Here is a 16,817-nt window from a genome sequence, read left to right as displayed (position 1 = left end):
ATCAGAAATTCAGCTGTGCGCCCATGTTGTAAACAGATTGGATAGGGTAACCCAGTCCGTTGCCGCCCATTTCCACGTCCCACAGTTTGAAGTTGCTGATGGTAAAGAGGTTGTTGGCAGAGAAATAGAGGCGGGGAGATTTCAGGCCCATTCTTCTGAAGTCAGGGAAGGTATAGCCCAGGTCCACACTTTTCAGGCGGATAAAGTTACCGCTACGCATCCACCAGGTTGAGTTCTTGAGATTGGATTCCACTCTCCATGTGCTCATACGGGGCCAGAAAGCATAGAGGTCCTGGTTATCGTTTGACCAGTGGCTGTCAGCAACCACCTGCAGCAGGTTGGTCTGGTAACCTTTATCCTGGTAGAATGGCTGTATAGCTCTTGGATCAATAAAGAAGGTAGAACGGGCAGAACCCTGGAAGTAAAAGCTGAAGTCCAGCCTTTTATAGCCCAAAGAAGCGCCGAAACCGTAAATGATCTCCGGTTGCTGAGGAAGACCCAGAGGCACCATATCATCACTGTTGATCTGGCCGTCGCCGGTCACATCACGGTATTTGATATCGCCTGCCAGCAGGCCTGCATCACTGAACTGCAGGGGAGAGTTCTCAACTTCTTTCTGATCTATGAAAAGACGTTCGGCAATATATCCCCATCCCTGGCTGACAGAGCGGCCTTTGCCAGACAGGTGCGACAGAGACGCCGGGTATTGTATTTCGTCTGTAACAGTTCTCTTGTTAACTGCCCAGGTGAATGTACCTCGGATGTTGGCCCAGAAGTCGCGTGAGAAACTATGCTGATATTTAGCAGCAATATCGATCCCTTTGGTCTCTGCCTTTCCATAGTTGGAAGATGGAACAACAGCCAGCCCGTATGCTGATTCGGTATAAGACTTAGGTTGCAGTATCTGTGACCTGTATTGTTTGTAAACATCAACGGTCATATCAAAGTCGTTGAACAGCCTCAGGTCCATGCCCAGGTTGATCTGCCTTGACAGTTCCCAGGTAATATTGGGATTGGCATAGCGGGAAATGGAAATACCATTTCTGGTATAAACACCGACACCATCATTTTTACCAAAGCTTGCAGAATAACCGGCATTATTCATATCGATATTGGACAGGTAGAAGAAGCGGTCTTCCACTTTGCCGATCTGGTCATTACCTACAATACCATATGTTGCCCTGAGTTTAAGATCGGTAACGGCCTTTTTCAGCGGCTCAAAGAAAGGTTCGTTGGAGATGCGGTAGCCAAGGCCTGCGGAGGGGAAGAAGCCATACCGTTTTTTCTCGGAGAAACGTTCACTGCCGTTATAGCCGAAATTCAGTTCCACGAGATATTTATCATCGTAAGCATAGGTAAACCTGCCGGAAAGACCCTGGTTACGTTGAGGCAGAGAAGCTGTTACACTACCTGCATTACCTGTTTCATAACTGGACATGTAGGAGATCAGGGTACCACCTACTGTATGCAGTTTGCCGAAAGTATGATTATAGTTCAGTGAGCCTTCCAGCCAGAGCCGTGAATCTATGGTCTTATTGCCTTCACTGTAACCCAGGTATTCTGTACCTACTGTGCCTACTGAGGTAGCAGAACCGTCATTCAATACGCTCAGGCTGTAATCCTGTGTAGCGGGGTTGATGATGGCGCTGTAGTAGAAAGGATTATAGCTCCTGTTTACTGTGTAATAAGTGTATCTTCTCAGGTATCCCATTGCACGCGCACTCAGGCCGCTGGTAATGGCATTCAGGTTCTGTTTCAGTTCCAGCTGTGGCTGTATGTTTGAAGTTTTATAAACGCTGTAACCCTTCACCATATCTGCATATGGGTTTACATAGAGGGTAGAAGACAGTGCTCCGTTGGTCACGGTACGGGCGGAACCGAAGAGAGGATGTTCAATATATGGCAGCTTTGAAGATGGATATACGGCAGGGAACATTACCGGGTTGGCGCGCAGTGCTTTGTCAAAAATGGTCTGGCCACCGGTTTTATTGTCTTCGGGAATTGGTCCCTGGTAGTCATCAAACTGTCCGTACATACGCACTATCAGTTCTGTGCTATTGGTCACATTGATGTTGATATTGGTCCTGAGAGAATAGTTGGCCAGTTTGATGTTATTGTTGAAACTATTGATAGGATCTACTTTCAGGACGCCGTTGTCCAGGTTGTATGTACCGGCTATATAGTAGCGCGCTCTTGATGAACCTCCACTGATGTTGAGGTTGTAACCCTGATTGCGGGTGGTGTTCCTGATCAGTTGTTTGATCCAGTTATTATTCGGATAGAGATAGGGATCATCTCCCGCCATGGTATGATTGATCTTGTTCTGCGTATAAGGCTGAATGGCTGTGGGAGACCTTGTCAATGTTGCTTCATTGGCCAGGTTCATATAGGTGATGTTATCAGCCATTTTAAAGTTCTTTGTGTTGGTGGAAAGGCGGTTCTCTGCCCGGAAGCTGAATTTGGCCGCTCCTTCCTTACCTGTCTTGGTGTTGATCAGTACCACACCGTTTGCACCGCGTGCGCCATAAATGGAAGATGCAGCGGCGTCTTTCAGTACAGAAAAATCAGCGATATCGTCCGGCTGTACACGGGCCATATCTGTGGCAGAAGATTCCACACCATCTATAAGGATCAGCGGGTCCTGTTTACCTGTACCAAAGGTGGAGAGGCCGCGTATATAGAATGTAGAGTTATTGGTGCCAAAGCCTGGCTCGCCACTCTGCTGGAAAGAGATCATACCTGCAATCCTGCCCGCCAGCATGTTGGTGAGGTTACCGGTGGGGCCTTTCAGCTCTTTCACGTTCACTGTTGTAATGGCGCTGACCATACTGGCTTTTTTCTGTGTACCACCAAAACCGGTGATGGTCACTTCATTCAGGCCATTATCTTTTGTGGCCAGCAGTACATTCAGCGATGGCCGGCCATTGATAGGCACTTCCTGCTTTTCAAATCCTATCATGGAGAATATGAGCACGCCATTTGAAGGTACCTTCATGGAGAAGTATCCTTTTTCGTTTGTAAGCGTACTTTTCCTTATATCAGATTTCAGTACCACTGTCACGCTTTGCAGCGCGGAAGAGTCGGACGTTACTCTTCCCTGTACAGTAATTTCATTGTCCTGCGCATATGTCTTTTGAGTAATACAGGTAATAAAAAGGAGCACAACGATTGTAGAAATGTTGGCAACATTGCGTCGTATTTTTTTCATATAGTTGGAATTTATTGTGAGGTTATATACAGGCTACTGGCAGGTTATACCGGCTATAGTCAAGCCTTTTGGTACATGTGCACTTAGGGTGGCATGCAGCATACAATGCTCACAAGTATAGAGTTGGTTGGTCGGCCGTTCACGAATAGCAGTTCAGGCTGACAGAAATTATTTAAAACATTCATAACCGGAATTTGGACTACAATGGAAATACCAGCTCCTGGCGAGGCATAGCCTTTGCTATGTCACCTGGTATTTGTTCACAGTTAAATGCACTTATTAGCTTAAGACAAAAAGTAATATCCCGTTCACCTCAGTACATTTATACAGGGAGTTCGTTCACATCGATTGCATGTATTTGTTTGCTACATCTTTTTCTGATTTGTTCGCCGTTAAATGCACCTCTTAGCTTATTAAGACAAAAAGTTATCTCATGCACCGGGTACAATTGATACAGGAGATTCGTTCACGTGGTTGTAATTGCTACATTTAACTCCGAATTGTAATGTGTAATCGATTACATTTTATTTTACATCTTTGCCCCTTTTGTTGTTCACTACATGGAATTCGCTATAGTTTTTTACCTGTCATGTTTAATAATTGTGATATTGACAATTATTAAACTGATGGTAAAGTAGCTATTTATTGTGAATTAAAAAATAATTTTTAATTTTTTTTTAACAACTCTGCCCGGGTACCTTCACAGTTACAACCATGATATATACAACTCTATCCTCAGAAACTGCCGGGAAATAATATTATTTTGCTCCTCATTTTCTATATCTGTATAAATAATGCGAACTTAGCTTAATCCTACCCTGTTACCTGCTGATGCTGAACACCGCCATAGCACAGGATACACTATCAGACACTGTTCCCCAGAAGGAAAAGGTCTATAATGTTAAATGGAAATATGAGCTACCCATTTCCGGCGCATATATCCTCGCTCCCTCCTGTGCTTTCAAGGAACTGGATAAAGTTGCAAAATTTGATGAAAGCGATGTGCTGAAGCTAAATGCGGCGGATGTGAACTGGTTTGACCGTCCCATTATTTTCAGGGATCCGGCAGGGTTCAATAAAGCACACAGCTTAATTAAATAGCTCTCAAAAAAAAAAGCACTGGCTGGCCTCAGGCCAGCCAGTGCTTTATAAAAAGAAATTTACTTCGTCTGCGCCAGCGCACTGCCAAAAACAGCCTTCAACAGATCTGTAACGCGTGCAGCGGGGTCCTGACGGATCTTCTGCTCTTCCAGTGACACTTCATGAAAGATCCCCGCAATAGCTTTCTCAGTTACATATCCAGCCAGATCAGTATTCACCGGTGTAGATGAGAACTTATTGTATGTTGAAAATACATCAGACCAGTATTTGGTAGCATTCACTTTCTGCAGTGAATTAGTAATAACAGGACGGAACGCTTCTGTCAGCGCGGCCGTTGTTTTCTGCTTAAAATAGTTGGTAGCTGCAAAGTCACCACCTCTCAATATCCCTATCGCATCAGTGATGGTCATCTGTTTAATAGCATTCACGAAAATAGGTGTTGCCGCGCTGGCGGCTTCTTCTGCGCCTCTGTTCATAGAAAGCACAGCTTTGTCAACTACGCTTCCCAAACCCAGGTTACGCAAAGTTGATTCTACTTTCTGCGCTTCGGGAGGCATCAGTATTTTCAGCGCTGCATTGGCAAAGAAGCCGTTTACTGCAGAAAGTCTGCCGGTACTGTTCTGTGTACCAATTGTCAGTGCTTCTTTCAGGCCTGCAGCTATCTGCATAGCGTTGGTTGTTTGACCGGATTGCGGCAGGTTGTTCAATATCTGTTGTGCTGATTCACAGCTGCTGCAAACCAGGACTGCAAAAAGTGATACGGTAAATATTCGCTTCATATATTGATTTATAACGAAGCAAATATAGATATTTAGATTTATTTGTCATAAACAGGCCATTACAAACCTATCTTACCCTCTGCCCAGTAAGCCTGCGTGAGTATATTACGGCTGCTCACCCCTCTTGCCAGCAATCCTTTCCTGACCATTTGTATAGAAGCTGCATTACCTGCCAGGTAACAGGTCATATTCTGCCACAGGTCTCCCATATCCTGGCGGATCTCATCTAAACATCCGGATACCAGTGCAGCTTTATCTTTACTGTTCCTGTCAAGAATATAAGGCGCCAATTGCAGAGAGGAGGGAAGCTGTATCCCGGTCTCCACTTCCAGTATGCCGGTATATTGCCCGCTTCTTTCCAGCACACCTTCACTGATGGAAAGGAATAATCCGAGGGCCGTTTCATCGCCGGAGAAGAAATGGAGAGGACTGTCTTCCCTGTACATCTTTTTACCTCCGGGAGCCATCATCTTTACCTGGTCGCCTGGTTTCAGACTGTCTGCAAACAGGCTGCCGGGGCCATTGCCATGCAGGTGGAAGATAATGTCGCAATATCCTTCCTCTTTATTAAAAGTTACAGGTGTATAATGCCTGAAATCTGTATCGTTCACACGGAAAGAGATTGCATAGCCGGTATGAAAACCGGCATGTGCAAGATCTCCTTCAAAACGTATCCTTTTTATCTGAGGAGTCAGGTATTCTGTTTCAGTAACGGTGACAGGCAGAATTTTGGACGCGAATATATTTTCCATGGCATCGCCTATCCATTTTGGCACTCTTGGCATAACGCAATCATTTAGTGTTATAATTCAGCAATGGCATGCTGGTAATTGATAGTAGCTGTCAGGTAGTCATAGACGGACTGTATATATCCCTGTTCTGTCGACTGCATGGCTTTTTCTGTATCCAGCAGATCACTATACTGAAACACGCCCAGCTCAAACTGTTGCCGCTGATTACTGTATATCTGCTGTGAAAGATCATAGTTCTTCCTGGCCTGCTGCATATTGAGCAAAGCATTGGAGAGTGAGGTGCGCGCCTGCTGTACCTCATAACTGATATCGGCTTTCTTCTGTTCCAGCATCAGTTCATGCTGCCTGACCTGGTGTTTATATTCCTGTACATTGGTCTTATTCTTAAAATGTGCAGAAAGCGGTATGTCAAGCTTAATACCTGCGTAGCTGAAGGGGCTCCACCATTTACTTTGTCCGTAGTTGAAATTATCATTGAGATATTGTTGCGAATAATTGGCCATAAGAGAAACAATCGGCAACGTGCTTTGCTTTGTTTTCTTCAGCAGCAGCTGATCTTCTTCCAATGAAAGCCTCAGCTGGCGGATCTCTGTTCTTTCATTTTGTGCTTCCTGCATGGCGGTGGCTTCAGGCATGCCGAGATGATCGGTCAGCAGGAGGGGAGTGCCTGCCGGTATGTTCATCTCATATTTCAACGCCATTAATGCCAGCGCATATTGCTGGTCAGCTTCTGTGGCAGAAAGCTTTGCATTTTCCAGGTCAAGCTTTATACGCAGGTAATCATTCTCTATTAATGCTCCATGCTGATACTTACCTTCTGCCAGCAAAGCATAAGCTTCATTCCTCGCTACATTGTCTGCAGCTATCTGTTGTTGCAGCTCTTTCAGCAGCACATCCAGGTATGCCTGCGCAATCCTTGTCCTGATCGTGATCTCATCTGCTTTGTTCTTCTCCTGTTGTTGTGCCGCTTTGTTTTCCGCGATCTTTATATTGTTGGTCCTGTTACGGTCAAATACAGGTTGCTGCAGGCTGATACCGAATATGCTCATGTTTTTGGTGGGACCTAATGCTACGAGCTGCGCTTTGTCATAACCCGGAAGGATACCACCGGGAATAACGGATTGCTGTAGCTGCATGTTATATCTTACGTCGGCGCTGCCATTCACTTCCGGCAGGCGTTCATTTTTCGCCTTACGTACATTGGTTTCGGCTACTTTGATATTGTACTGGTTGGCCTGTATATCAAAACGGTTCTTTAACCCTGTTTCCATAGCCTGCTGCCTGCTGATGCGCAGGGTGTCTGCGTTTGTCTGTGCGCGGACTGTAATAAGGACTGTTAGTGATAATATGCTGAGAATTATTTTCTTCATGCTGATAATGTTTAATGCATCTCCATTGTTTCTTCCTGTCCGTTCGTTGTTTTTTTATTGCGGATAAGCAGTACTACCGGCAGGCATAGTGCTATCAGGATGGCAAACAGCAGGAAACCATGATTGTAGGTGATAAGCGTCTGCTGTTTTACCAGGGTATTTTCCAGTACCCTCCATGCGGCGCTGGCTGATTCGTCTGTGGCATAACCTGCAGCTGAAAAGGACTGTTGAGCCATAGCTGCTCTTTCCTGCGCTGCATAACTGTAGTCTGAAATATGCCCTGCCAGGTGATGACGTACAAAGGCGCCGTTGTTGGTAGTATAGATACCGATGATAGCCACACCTATGGCACCTCCCAGTTGCCGTAGCATAGTGGAAAGGCCGGTAGCCTGTGCCAGCGCTTTGCCACGGAGATCTCCCACGGCAAGGCTCACCATGTTAGGAATGATCAGCGCCGTACCAATATTGCGTACAATGAAAGGCCAGTAGAAGTTATTGCTGCCGGAGTCGAAAGAAGAAGCTCCCAGGGGCAGCAGTGAAATGATTACAATAACAAGCCCTGAGAACATCAGTATCTTCGGACCGGTGGTCGGGAAGAGTTTCTTTCCCGCTATCATAGCCAGGGCGCCCACTATACCTCCGGAGATAAGGAATGCGCCCGTTTGTGTAGCTGTCCATCCCAGCGATCCCTGGGTAAGCATAGGAAAGATGAAAAGAGTACCATTGAGCATCATTCCCACCAGCAGGCTGATAATATTACCCAGCACCAGGTTGAAGTTGCGGTACAGCTTCAGGTCAACCGCGGGCTCCGTTGTTGTCAGCTCACGCCACGTAAAGGCAATGAAGCCAATAATGGAGGCAACGAAGAAGAAGACGATCTCACTGCTTTCAAACCAGTCATGTATGGCTCCTTCTTCCAGTACGAACTGCAGGCTGCCGAGTGCAATGGCAATGAAGGCAATTCCCCACCAGTCTATAGTGCGTGGCTTTTCCGCCCCTGCCAGGTTGGAAACGTATTTCCAGGAAAGGATAGCAGCAGTGATGCCTACGGGTACGTTGACAAAGAAGATCCAGTGCCAGGACAGGGTATCTGTAATGTAACCACCCAGCACGGGGCCGAAAATAGGCCCCAGCATAATACCCATGGCAAAGGTGACGAAGGCTGTTTTGGCCTGGTCTGGCGGAAAAGCGCCTATTACAATAGACATTGCTGTTGATAGTAGTCCGCCGCCTGCAAGGCCCTGTATGAAACGCCAGAATACCAGTACCCATAGCCCGGATGATAGTCCGCATAACAGCGATGCCAGTGTGAAAACAATGACTGATCCTGTGAAGTATTTCTTTCTTCCATAAAGGTTGGAAAGCATACCGGAAAGAGGTATCACGATCACGTTGCCGATGCCATATGCAGTAGATACCCAGCCTATTTCCATTGTAGTAGCCCCGATGTTGCCGCTTATTTCCCGTAGGGATACATTCACTATGGTGGAATCTATCAGCTCCAGCACAGCACAGGATATAGCGGTGATCACCAGTATCCACCGGGTTGCGCCGGTAGGGTACTGTGGTTCTTGTGCCGTCATGATCAGTTGATTTTAACTGTTACGAATGCACTGAGACCGGGGTACAGCTTTTCTTTGGCAGGTATTTCATCTACGCTGATCCTGAGCGGGAAACGCTGTGCTATTTTGATGAAGTTACCGGTAGCATTATCCGGCGGAATGAGGGCAAATTTTGCACCTGTTGCCCCGCCAAATGACTCTATCTTTCCCTTCAGCTTTATGCCTGGATAGGCATCTATTGTGATCTCCGCTTCCTGTCCTACGTGGATCTGCTTTAACTGTGTCTCCTTAAAGTTGGCGGTCACCCACAGGTGATGATTATCTATGATGGCGCAGAGTGATTGCCCGGTAGATATATATTGTCCCACCTGTATCGTTCTTTTGGTAACAATACCTGTATAGGGCGCAATGATATAGGAATGACTGAGATGTTCCTTTGCTTCTGCCAGTTCAGCTTCCCTTTGCTGTACTTCTGCCTGTGCTACAGATATTTGTCCCTGTTGCGCGCGGGCTTCAGTCTTTAACCCTTCAGAAGATGACAGGGATGATTGCTGCATACGCATGGCTCTTTCATGATCTGCTTTTGCCAGTTCAACTTTGTTGAGCGCCGTTTCATATTGTTCCTGTGTTGCAGCTTTTATTTTCAGCAGGCTTTCGGTACGTTTAAGATCCTGTACTGCTTTGTCGAGCGATGCTTTTGCCGCTATGACCAGTTGCTGATCTGACTGTGATGCAAGCAATGCTGCCTGTGCATTGTTCATACCGGCTGCTGCTTTGCTGCCGGATACAAGTATATCTGCCTTTGCTTTGGCCAGTGCTGCTTCTGCCTGTTGCACCCTGGCAGAGAGTTCATGCGTATCAAATACTATCAGGGTATCTCCCTGTTTTACCTGCTGATTATCTTTAAAACGGATGCTTTCAACGTAGCCCGCAATTCCTGCGCGGACGGGCAGGAGGTCGCCATCCAGCTGGGCATTGTCAGTTGTTTCTATCTGTTTGCTCCGTAAGTAGGAATTAAAAGCATAACCGCCTGCACCCAGTATTATTAAAGCCAGTATAATGAGCCGTATGGGTTTTCTCTTAGGTTTAGTTTCCATTTGATCTGTTGTTTTGATACTGCAAAACAACTTCAAAAGGCAGCCCGGGGCAATGGGCTATTAAGGGGGAAGATTGGACTATTCGCGGTATTTCTTCCGGAAGGCAAGAGGAGACATGCCAACTGCTTTGGTGAAAAGACGGGTAAAATAGGTATGGTCTTCATATCCCAGTTCATAGCCGATCTCTTTTGCTGTATTATTGGTGTAATATAGCATACGCTTGGCTTCTATGATGATCTCCTGCTGGATCCAGTGCGTTACAGACAGCCCTGTTGTAAACTTCACCGCTTCATTCAGATAGGAGAGGGAGATATTGAGCGCAGCTGCATAGGCAGAAGGACTTTTCATGGTCCGGTAGCTATGCCGCAGCAACACCCTGAACTGGCGGGTAATGATAGTGGTACGATGGTTGGACGGAGCGCCTGATTGCTCATTGTTGTAATATGCTGCAGCAAACATACCTATGCAGGCATCTGCAAGGGAACGCATTACCTGTTCGCCGAATTTTCCGTTTTGCCTGCCATCCTCCTGTACAAGCAATGAAAAGCATTTCTTCAGCGAATGCCCTTCTGCTTCGCTGACAGGTACAGGTTTGTACAGGGAGATATACTCCTCAAAAACAGGGCGGTAGGTATTACTTACAAGTTCTGTATTTATTGCCAGGAACCAGGCCTTTGTTTTGTTTACTGATAAAGCATGGTGAACCTGCCCGGGCAGTATACAGAGCGTACACCTCCCTGTTGCCGAGAGCTCATGAAAGTCTACCATCATCCTGGTAGTGCCGCTTTCCTGGAAAAGGAAGATATAATTATTATCCCGGTGGGCCAGGTTGGTAGGAGGAGAATGTAGTTCTACGTCCCGGTAATCAAGTTGCCTTATCCTGATACCGGATTCCAGTGAAAAAACCGGAATAGATGTTTTTTTTGCCATGATTGGAATGTGTACCAAAGGTAAAGAAAGCTGTTATATATTTGTTGCGTAAAAATCATAATATGATAAAGCATTGGACACTTTCGGTATTGATGTTCATGACATTAGCCCCGGTGTTTGCACAAACAGAAGACAATGAGGAATCCTACTATAACCTCTGGAACCCCCAGCCTGGCGCTACAATGGTAGTATTTGCCGATAAAGCCTATATAAGAACAGAGCCCAGTCTGCAAGGCTCAATTGCAGATTCCCTGACTCCCGGAACAACGGTGACAGCTATACAGCAGACAGGCAGGAACATTGTTGTAAAAGGTATAACAGCGCCCTGGCTGAAGATCAGTTATAACCGTGAAGGAAAAGCAAAAGAAGGATATGTCTGGCTGGGACTACTGGCATTGGGACGCTATACAACAGAGAACACAGATATTATATACGGTCTTGAACGTGGTTATACCGTGGATGATTTTTTCCGGTATAACCTCCGTGTGAAAGCAATAGATGCCAACCTGCGTGTGCTGGATATGAAGGAAAAGGCGATTGACGGGGAAAGCTCTGCCAGCACAGAAGGAAAGCTGCTGGGTGATCTTGGACTGGAAAATACCAAAAACATTCTTCGTATATACTTCAGCGGTGACGCCTGTGGGTTACCTACCAATTATTACTATTTCGGATGGACAGGCACCAACTTCCTGGAGCTGCCCGGAAAAATGTCTGTCGGCGATGCCGGGGCATACTATCATTCTGAAACATTATTGTTTCCTAAAGAGGCCGGCGGACAGCCAGGAAAGATCATCCGGCTGACAGAAGATGAAGAAGTAGGGGAAGATGGTGAAACAGTGGCAAAGAAAACTTATTCCAGGGAAGTATATCTGTGGGATGGAAGGCAGGCTGTAAAACAGTAGTATCTGTATCAGACAAAAACACTTTTGCCTCAGGCAAAAGCGTTTTTGTTTTGAGATAATATCATCCTTCCTGCAATACAGATAAAATATTCCCGGCAGGATCTTCAAACCAGGCGATGCTATGCCCTCCTGCATTGAAAATACCCTTTTCATTTGTTTTAATGGCGCCTTCATACTGTGCAAAATGTACGCCCAGTAAGTTAAGTTTATCTACCGTTTCTTCAATATCCTGGACGGGGAAATTGAGAACGGTAAAAGTAGCAGGAGTATGATCTGGCTTGGGATAGATAAGAATGGGATTGCCGTCTTTAATATGCAGCTCCAGCAGGTCCATATCGCTCCTTTCCTTCACTTCGAGGCCCAGGACCTGTTGATAGAATTCTTTTGCTTTTTGCAGATCATTTACAGAGAAACTGCTGAAAGCTTTGGTGTCTTTAAACATGCTCGTCAGTTTAGAAGTCAGTAATTGTATGATCAATACAAACTTACCTAATCTTACTGATCCACTCCTTTATAACACTGATTACTTTTAGTAGTTCTTCTTCACTGATAATATAGGCAGGCATCAGGTATACTACTTTACCTATCGGGCGCAGCCATACGCCTTTATCCATGGCAAAGGCTTTAAACCCTGCCATCATATCTTCATGCTGTACTTCTATGGCGCCTATTGCTCCCACTATTCGTTTTTCAGTAATGGCGGGGGAGTTGATATCAGCAAACTGTTCCCTGATAATAGCTTCAATACGCTTTATCTTACTGAGGTAGTTTTCCTGTTCAATAACAGATATACTGGTAAGTGCCACAGTACATGCCAGCGGGTTACCCATAAAGGTGGGGCCATGCATCAGCGCTTTGGAATAGCCGTCTCCCAGGAAGCCATTAAATACTCTCGTATTGCTCAGCGTGGCGGCATGTCCTATATAACCCGCTGTCATGGCTTTACCAATGATCATGATATCAGGGCTGATGCCGGCATGCTCTGCGGCAAACATTTTGCCTGTACGGCCAAAGCCGGTAGCAACTTCGTCAAATATGAGCAGTACATTGTATTTATCGCACAGCTCCCTGGCAGCTTTCAGGTAGAGCGGTGAATAGATCCTGAAGCCTCCGGCGCATTGTACAACAGGCTCCAGTATAAAACAGGCTATCTCAGAACTATGATTGCGCAGTAGTTCTTCCAGCTTGTCAGCATCCTGCTGAACAGTAGCCGGAGCGGCATTAAATCCGCCGGCAGGCGTATCCAGGAAGAAGCCCCTGTTCAGTACATCAGCAAAGGCATTGCTGAAATCAGAATCGTCACTTACTTCCATTGCCTTGAAGGTATCTCCATGATAACCGTTCTTCAGGGAGATAATTTTATGCTTGCCTGTAAATCCTTCATTCTTCCAGTACTGCAGGGCCATTTTAAGCGCTACTTCCACACCTACAGAGCCGCTGTCAGAGAAAAATACATGGTTCAGCCCGGCAGGAGTGATCTCACATAACTTTTCTGCCAGCGCCATGGCAGGATTATGTGTGATACCTCCCAGCATTACATGGGAAAAGCTGTTGATCTGCCTGATCAGCGCCTCATTAATAACGGGATGGTTGTAGCCATGAATAACAGCCCACCAGGAAGATATGCCGTCTATCAGCGTGCGTCCGTCTGCCAGGTGCATCTTTGTGCCCTGCCCGGATTGCATGAGGGGCAGGGGCTCTGTATTCTTCATCTGTTTGTAGGGATACCACAATTTCATCCTGCAAATGTAAAAAGAGAAACGTTATGTTTCTTCAGCTGGTTATCTCCAAAAAAAAACGGCCTTGCCCATGGCAAAACCGTTTTCTTTGAGCCGTTTCTCCGCACTATGGTTATGTAGAGCACAAAAAACAACTCCGGGTTGTCTGGATATGGATATACGTGGAGCTATTTTAAATAACGCAGGGGAGAAGACGTTTCTTATAAATTATTGTTTATCTATTTCAGCAAATTTCCCTGGAAGTACTCCAGTAATTCCCGGCGAAAGGTATTCCCAACCGGCAAAGTGGTATTATTTTTCAGGCATACCTGCGTTCCGGTAATACGCTGTACCTGGTCCAGTGCAACAATATAGGATTTATGAATACGCCTGAAGCGGGATCTATCCAATTTTTGCTCTATCTCTGTTGTTGTAGCAGCACTAATATATATAGTGTCATTCGTATGGACTTTAATATAATTCCCCCAGCTCTGGATGTATGAAATATTTTCCAGCATTATCCTCAGCATATCACCTTCTACTTTCAGCATCAGGAAATCGGGGAATGCAGGCGCATGTGGGGCTGCAACCACCCGGGGCTTATACCTGGAAAATACTTTGTTAACTGCAGCAACGAACTTTGGCAGCTCAATAGGCTTTACAAGGTAGTCAACCACCTGGTATTTATAGCCTTCCAGCGCATACTCACTATAGGCAGTTGTTAATATGATCAGAGGGGGATTGGACATAGCTTCCAGCATTTCCATCCCGGAAAGACCGGGCATGTTAATATCCAGGAAGACCAGGTCTACCGGGTTTCTGTAGATATGATCCATTGCTTCAATCGCATTATAGAATGTGCCACACAACGTAAGGCAGCGCATTCCCTGAAGATAATGCCCGATCACTAAATGAGCCCCTTCCTCATCATCTACAATAATACAGCGTAATGGTTCCGACATGTCAGAAATGATTTAATTGCAATGTTAAACTTGTCCGGTATTCCTGTTCATTGCGGGATGTCACAAAGTGATAATGCCCTTTATACAGTAATTCAAGCCGCTGACGGATATTGATCAGCCCTATACCGGTAGATTCATTTTTGAGCGATTCATCAGGTAATGAATTAAGGATATTGACCCTTAATGTATTGTCGGTCAGATCGATATTGATCGTAACAAACCATTTGTTTATAATGGTCAGGCTATGTTTAAAGGCATTCTCCACTAAAGTGATCAATATCAGCGGAGCAATCTGGTAGCGGCTTAGCCTTGCACTATCATCAGGGAACACAAAAGATATCTCACAACGCTTACCGATACGTTCTTTTTCCATGACAATATAGTTTTCAATGAATTTTATTTCATTGTCAATACTGACGGTAGGTTTATTCCCGTTTTCCAGCTGATACCGCATCAGGCTGGAAAGCTTTAAGATCAGGTCAGGGATCCTTTCCGGCGAGGTCAGGCTCACACCGTACAGGTTATTGAACATATTAAAGAAGAAATGCGGATTCAGCTGGGCATGGAGAAATTTAACATTCATTTCGCTTAACAGCACCTGGTCTTCATTCCTCCTTTGCAGCTCCATGGAATATTTGCGGACCAGGAAAAGGGACATGATGGTAATGGTGCTGATAATACAGATAACAAAATGGTAGATGATGGACATGGTAACTCCCACTTCCCGGTAAAAATCAGGGTCAAGGTAATAATAGTCAGCTATATAGAGCAGTAACGCTCCCACCAGGGTGGAAGAAACAGTTACTATGGCATATATGTTGTACCGCCTGTTTAATAGTAATGGAAGTACAAAAAATCTATGGAGCTGTGCCTGTATATACAGGATCAGGAAGAAGATCACTCCCTTGATAAACCCGATAACCGTATCTACTTCTATCCATTCATGCAGTGTAGTAACAATAAACATGGCGATCAGAAACCCTATTTCCTGGATATATGCGCTATGGTACCATTTCCCTTTTTTCATCGTTTTCAGTCTTTTCAGCAGTGTATCGGTTTGAATTTTTTTGATCAGGAATAGTTTGGGCCTGTGGACAAACCGAGACACTACCAAAAATCTGATTTTTTTTATTGTGCGGCAAGAATAGTTGACCAACGTTATTGGTCATTAAAAGATAGCTGTTGCTCATTTTTATTTTAGCCTGTTCGAATAAACCATTTCTTTTGGGTAGTACACGGAAACTAAAATTTAATAGCATAACCTAATGTTAAAAGATACTGTAGCGGTAGAACTTCCTTTAATGGACACCAGTGAAGGAATTGTCCTGTTTCATCCCAATATTCCTGAAAATGCCGTTAAACAGCTGAAAGATGTGCTGGAAAGCAGATGGATTGGCCAGGGGCCCAAGGTTCAAATGTTCGAAAACCTTTTTGATACAAGAATTGCGGCCCCCTGTAAAAGTATAGCGGTCGGTTCGGGAACAGATGCCTTGCACCTGGCTTACTTATTAGCTGATATTCAGCCGGGAGATGAAGTGATAGTCCCTGTTTTTACCTGCACTGCCACCAATATTCCCTTATTATATATAGGTGCTAAAATTGTCTTTTGTGATATAGATGAAAATCTGAACATAAATGCAGATGCTGTTGAAGATCTCATTACAGACAAAACAAAAGCCATTGTATGCGTCCATTACGGAGGCCTGCCATGCAATATGGATGTGCTCTGGGAACTGGGCCGGAAATATGACTTGAAGATCATTGAGGATGCTGCTCATGCCCTGGGCGCTAAGTACAGAGGGAAAACAATTGGGAGTGAAAGTGACTTTTCCATGTTCTCATTCCAGGCTATTAAACATATTACTACAGGGGATGGGGGGATGTTGACCATAAAGGACGAAGAGCTGGTAGAAAAGGCTAAAAGACTCAGATGGTTTGGTATTGACCGCCTCCGGAAACAAAAGGGGATATGGGAAAATGACATTACAGAAATAGGTTATAAGTACCAGATGACAGACCTGTCGGCAGCATTGGGAATTGCCTCCCTGGAAGAATTTGACAAGCACCTGGAGCACAGGCAAAGGCTATACAGGAAATACTGTGAACAGCTGGCCGGGGCAGATGGTATCAGGATAATAGGGAATGAATATCCTGAAAGGGAGCATGCCGCCTGGCTGTTAACCGCGGAAGTAGATAACCTGGGAGATTTTATCAGGCATCTCAGGCATTATGGTATTGAATCGGGTCAGGTACATTACCGGAACGACAGGTACTCCATTTTTGGCGGGAGCGTGAAAGGCAGATTTGATATGATGGATAGAATGGAAGACCGCTATGTAGTGCTGCCGCTTCATTCCAAGGTTTCTGAACCGGATGTGGAGAAAATAGCAGGTATAATAAAGAGAGGCTGGTGATCTCTCGCATATCATTAATTAT

At 45.3% G+C, this 16,817-nt stretch carries 15 protein-coding genes; 3 read left to right on the top strand and 12 right to left on the bottom strand.

The genetic code is table 11. The features are described 5' to 3' along the window. Window position 1: 1 nt before the first annotated feature. Window positions 2–3,208 carry a SusC/RagA family TonB-linked outer membrane protein gene (locus tag GO493_RS13925; RefSeq protein WP_157306802.1) on the bottom strand — a complete coding sequence of 1,069 codons (3,207 nt, stop codon included), beginning with the start codon at window positions 3,206–3,208 and terminating at the stop codon, window positions 2–4. A gap of 831 nt (window positions 3,209–4,039) precedes the next feature. On the opposite strand from GO493_RS13925, the gene GO493_RS13920 reads away from it, so the two are divergent. Then, the gene (locus GO493_RS13920; RefSeq protein ID WP_157306801.1) at window positions 4,040–4,309 is read left to right on the top strand and encodes a hypothetical protein; all 270 of its coding nucleotides are present in this window, start codon (window positions 4,040–4,042) and stop codon (window positions 4,307–4,309) included. A 59-nt stretch (window positions 4,310–4,368) separates the two neighbouring features. On the opposite strand, the gene GO493_RS13915 is transcribed toward GO493_RS13920, so the two are convergent. The 6 genes from GO493_RS13915 to GO493_RS13890 form a co-directional block, all read right to left on the bottom strand. After that, window positions 4,369–5,088: a DUF4197 domain-containing protein gene (locus GO493_RS13915; RefSeq protein ID WP_157306799.1), complete on the bottom strand. Its 720-nt coding sequence runs from the start codon at window positions 5,086–5,088 to the stop codon at window positions 4,369–4,371. A gap of 59 nt (window positions 5,089–5,147) precedes the next feature. After that, on the bottom strand, window positions 5,148–5,873 hold the full coding sequence (locus GO493_RS13910; protein ID WP_157306798.1) for a siderophore-interacting protein: 726 nt from the start codon (window positions 5,871–5,873) through the stop codon (window positions 5,148–5,150). Between the two features lie 17 nt (window positions 5,874–5,890). Then, window positions 5,891–7,210 carry a TolC family protein gene (locus GO493_RS13905; protein WP_157306796.1) on the bottom strand — a complete coding sequence of 440 codons (1,320 nt, stop codon included), beginning with the start codon at window positions 7,208–7,210 and terminating at the stop codon, window positions 5,891–5,893. Window positions 7,211–7,221: 11 nt separating this feature from the next. Next, a complete protein-coding gene (locus GO493_RS13900; protein WP_157306794.1) occupies window positions 7,222–8,793 on the bottom strand; it encodes a DHA2 family efflux MFS transporter permease subunit in 1,572 nt (523 codons plus the stop codon). A gap of 2 nt (window positions 8,794–8,795) precedes the next feature. Then, window positions 8,796–9,869, bottom strand: a complete 1,074-nt coding sequence (locus GO493_RS13895) for an HlyD family secretion protein (RefSeq protein WP_157306792.1) — start codon at window positions 9,867–9,869, stop codon at window positions 8,796–8,798. A gap of 78 nt (window positions 9,870–9,947) precedes the next feature. After that, the gene (locus tag GO493_RS13890; protein ID WP_157306790.1) at window positions 9,948–10,799 is read right to left on the bottom strand and encodes a helix-turn-helix domain-containing protein; all 852 of its coding nucleotides are present in this window, start codon (window positions 10,797–10,799) and stop codon (window positions 9,948–9,950) included. A gap of 62 nt (window positions 10,800–10,861) precedes the next feature. On the opposite strand from GO493_RS13890, the gene GO493_RS13885 reads away from it, so the two are divergent. Beyond that, entirely contained in the window at window positions 10,862–11,701 is an 840-nt protein-coding gene (locus GO493_RS13885) for an SH3 domain-containing protein (RefSeq protein WP_157306789.1), read from the top strand. Between the two features lie 61 nt (window positions 11,702–11,762). Here GO493_RS13885 and GO493_RS13880 read toward each other — a convergent pair whose 3' ends face one another. The 5 genes from GO493_RS13880 to GO493_RS13860 all read right to left on the bottom strand — a co-directional run bounded on the left by GO493_RS13880 (window position 11,763) and on the right by GO493_RS13860 (window position 15,640). Continuing rightward, window positions 11,763–12,143, bottom strand: a complete 381-nt coding sequence (locus GO493_RS13880; RefSeq protein WP_157306787.1) for a VOC family protein — start codon at window positions 12,141–12,143, stop codon at window positions 11,763–11,765. Window positions 12,144–12,186: 43 nt separating this feature from the next. Further along, on the bottom strand, window positions 12,187–13,440 hold the full coding sequence (gene bioA / locus GO493_RS13875) for an adenosylmethionine--8-amino-7-oxononanoate transaminase (RefSeq protein WP_157306785.1): 1,254 nt from the start codon (window positions 13,438–13,440) through the stop codon (window positions 12,187–12,189). A gap of 218 nt (window positions 13,441–13,658) precedes the next feature. Beyond that, window positions 13,659–14,381, bottom strand: coding sequence for a LytR/AlgR family response regulator transcription factor (locus tag GO493_RS13870; RefSeq protein ID WP_157306784.1), 723 nt, complete (start codon window positions 14,379–14,381; stop codon window positions 13,659–13,661). A gap of 1 nt (window position 14,382) precedes the next feature. After that, a complete protein-coding gene (locus GO493_RS13865) occupies window positions 14,383–15,408 on the bottom strand; it encodes a sensor histidine kinase (RefSeq protein WP_157306782.1) in 1,026 nt (341 codons plus the stop codon). Further along, window positions 15,383–15,640 (bottom strand): hypothetical protein, encoded by a 258-nt coding sequence (locus GO493_RS13860; RefSeq protein WP_157306780.1) that lies wholly within the window; start codon window positions 15,638–15,640, stop codon window positions 15,383–15,385. The genes GO493_RS13865 and GO493_RS13860 overlap by 26 nt, the downstream gene beginning before the upstream one ends. 6 nt (window positions 15,641–15,646) lie before the next feature. Here GO493_RS13860 and GO493_RS13855 point away from each other — a divergent pair, with 6 nt between their 5' ends. Beyond that, window positions 15,647–16,795: a DegT/DnrJ/EryC1/StrS family aminotransferase gene (locus GO493_RS13855; RefSeq protein ID WP_157306778.1), complete on the top strand. Its 1,149-nt coding sequence runs from the start codon at window positions 15,647–15,649 to the stop codon at window positions 16,793–16,795. Window positions 16,796–16,817 lie beyond the last annotated feature (22 nt).

This window comes from Chitinophaga tropicalis, from assembly GCF_009758205.1.
Classification (GTDB): Bacteria; Bacteroidota; Bacteroidia; order Chitinophagales; family Chitinophagaceae; genus Chitinophaga; species Chitinophaga tropicalis.
The sequence above is the reverse complement of the archived record's forward strand: the minus strand, read 5'-3'. Positions and strand labels throughout refer to the sequence as shown.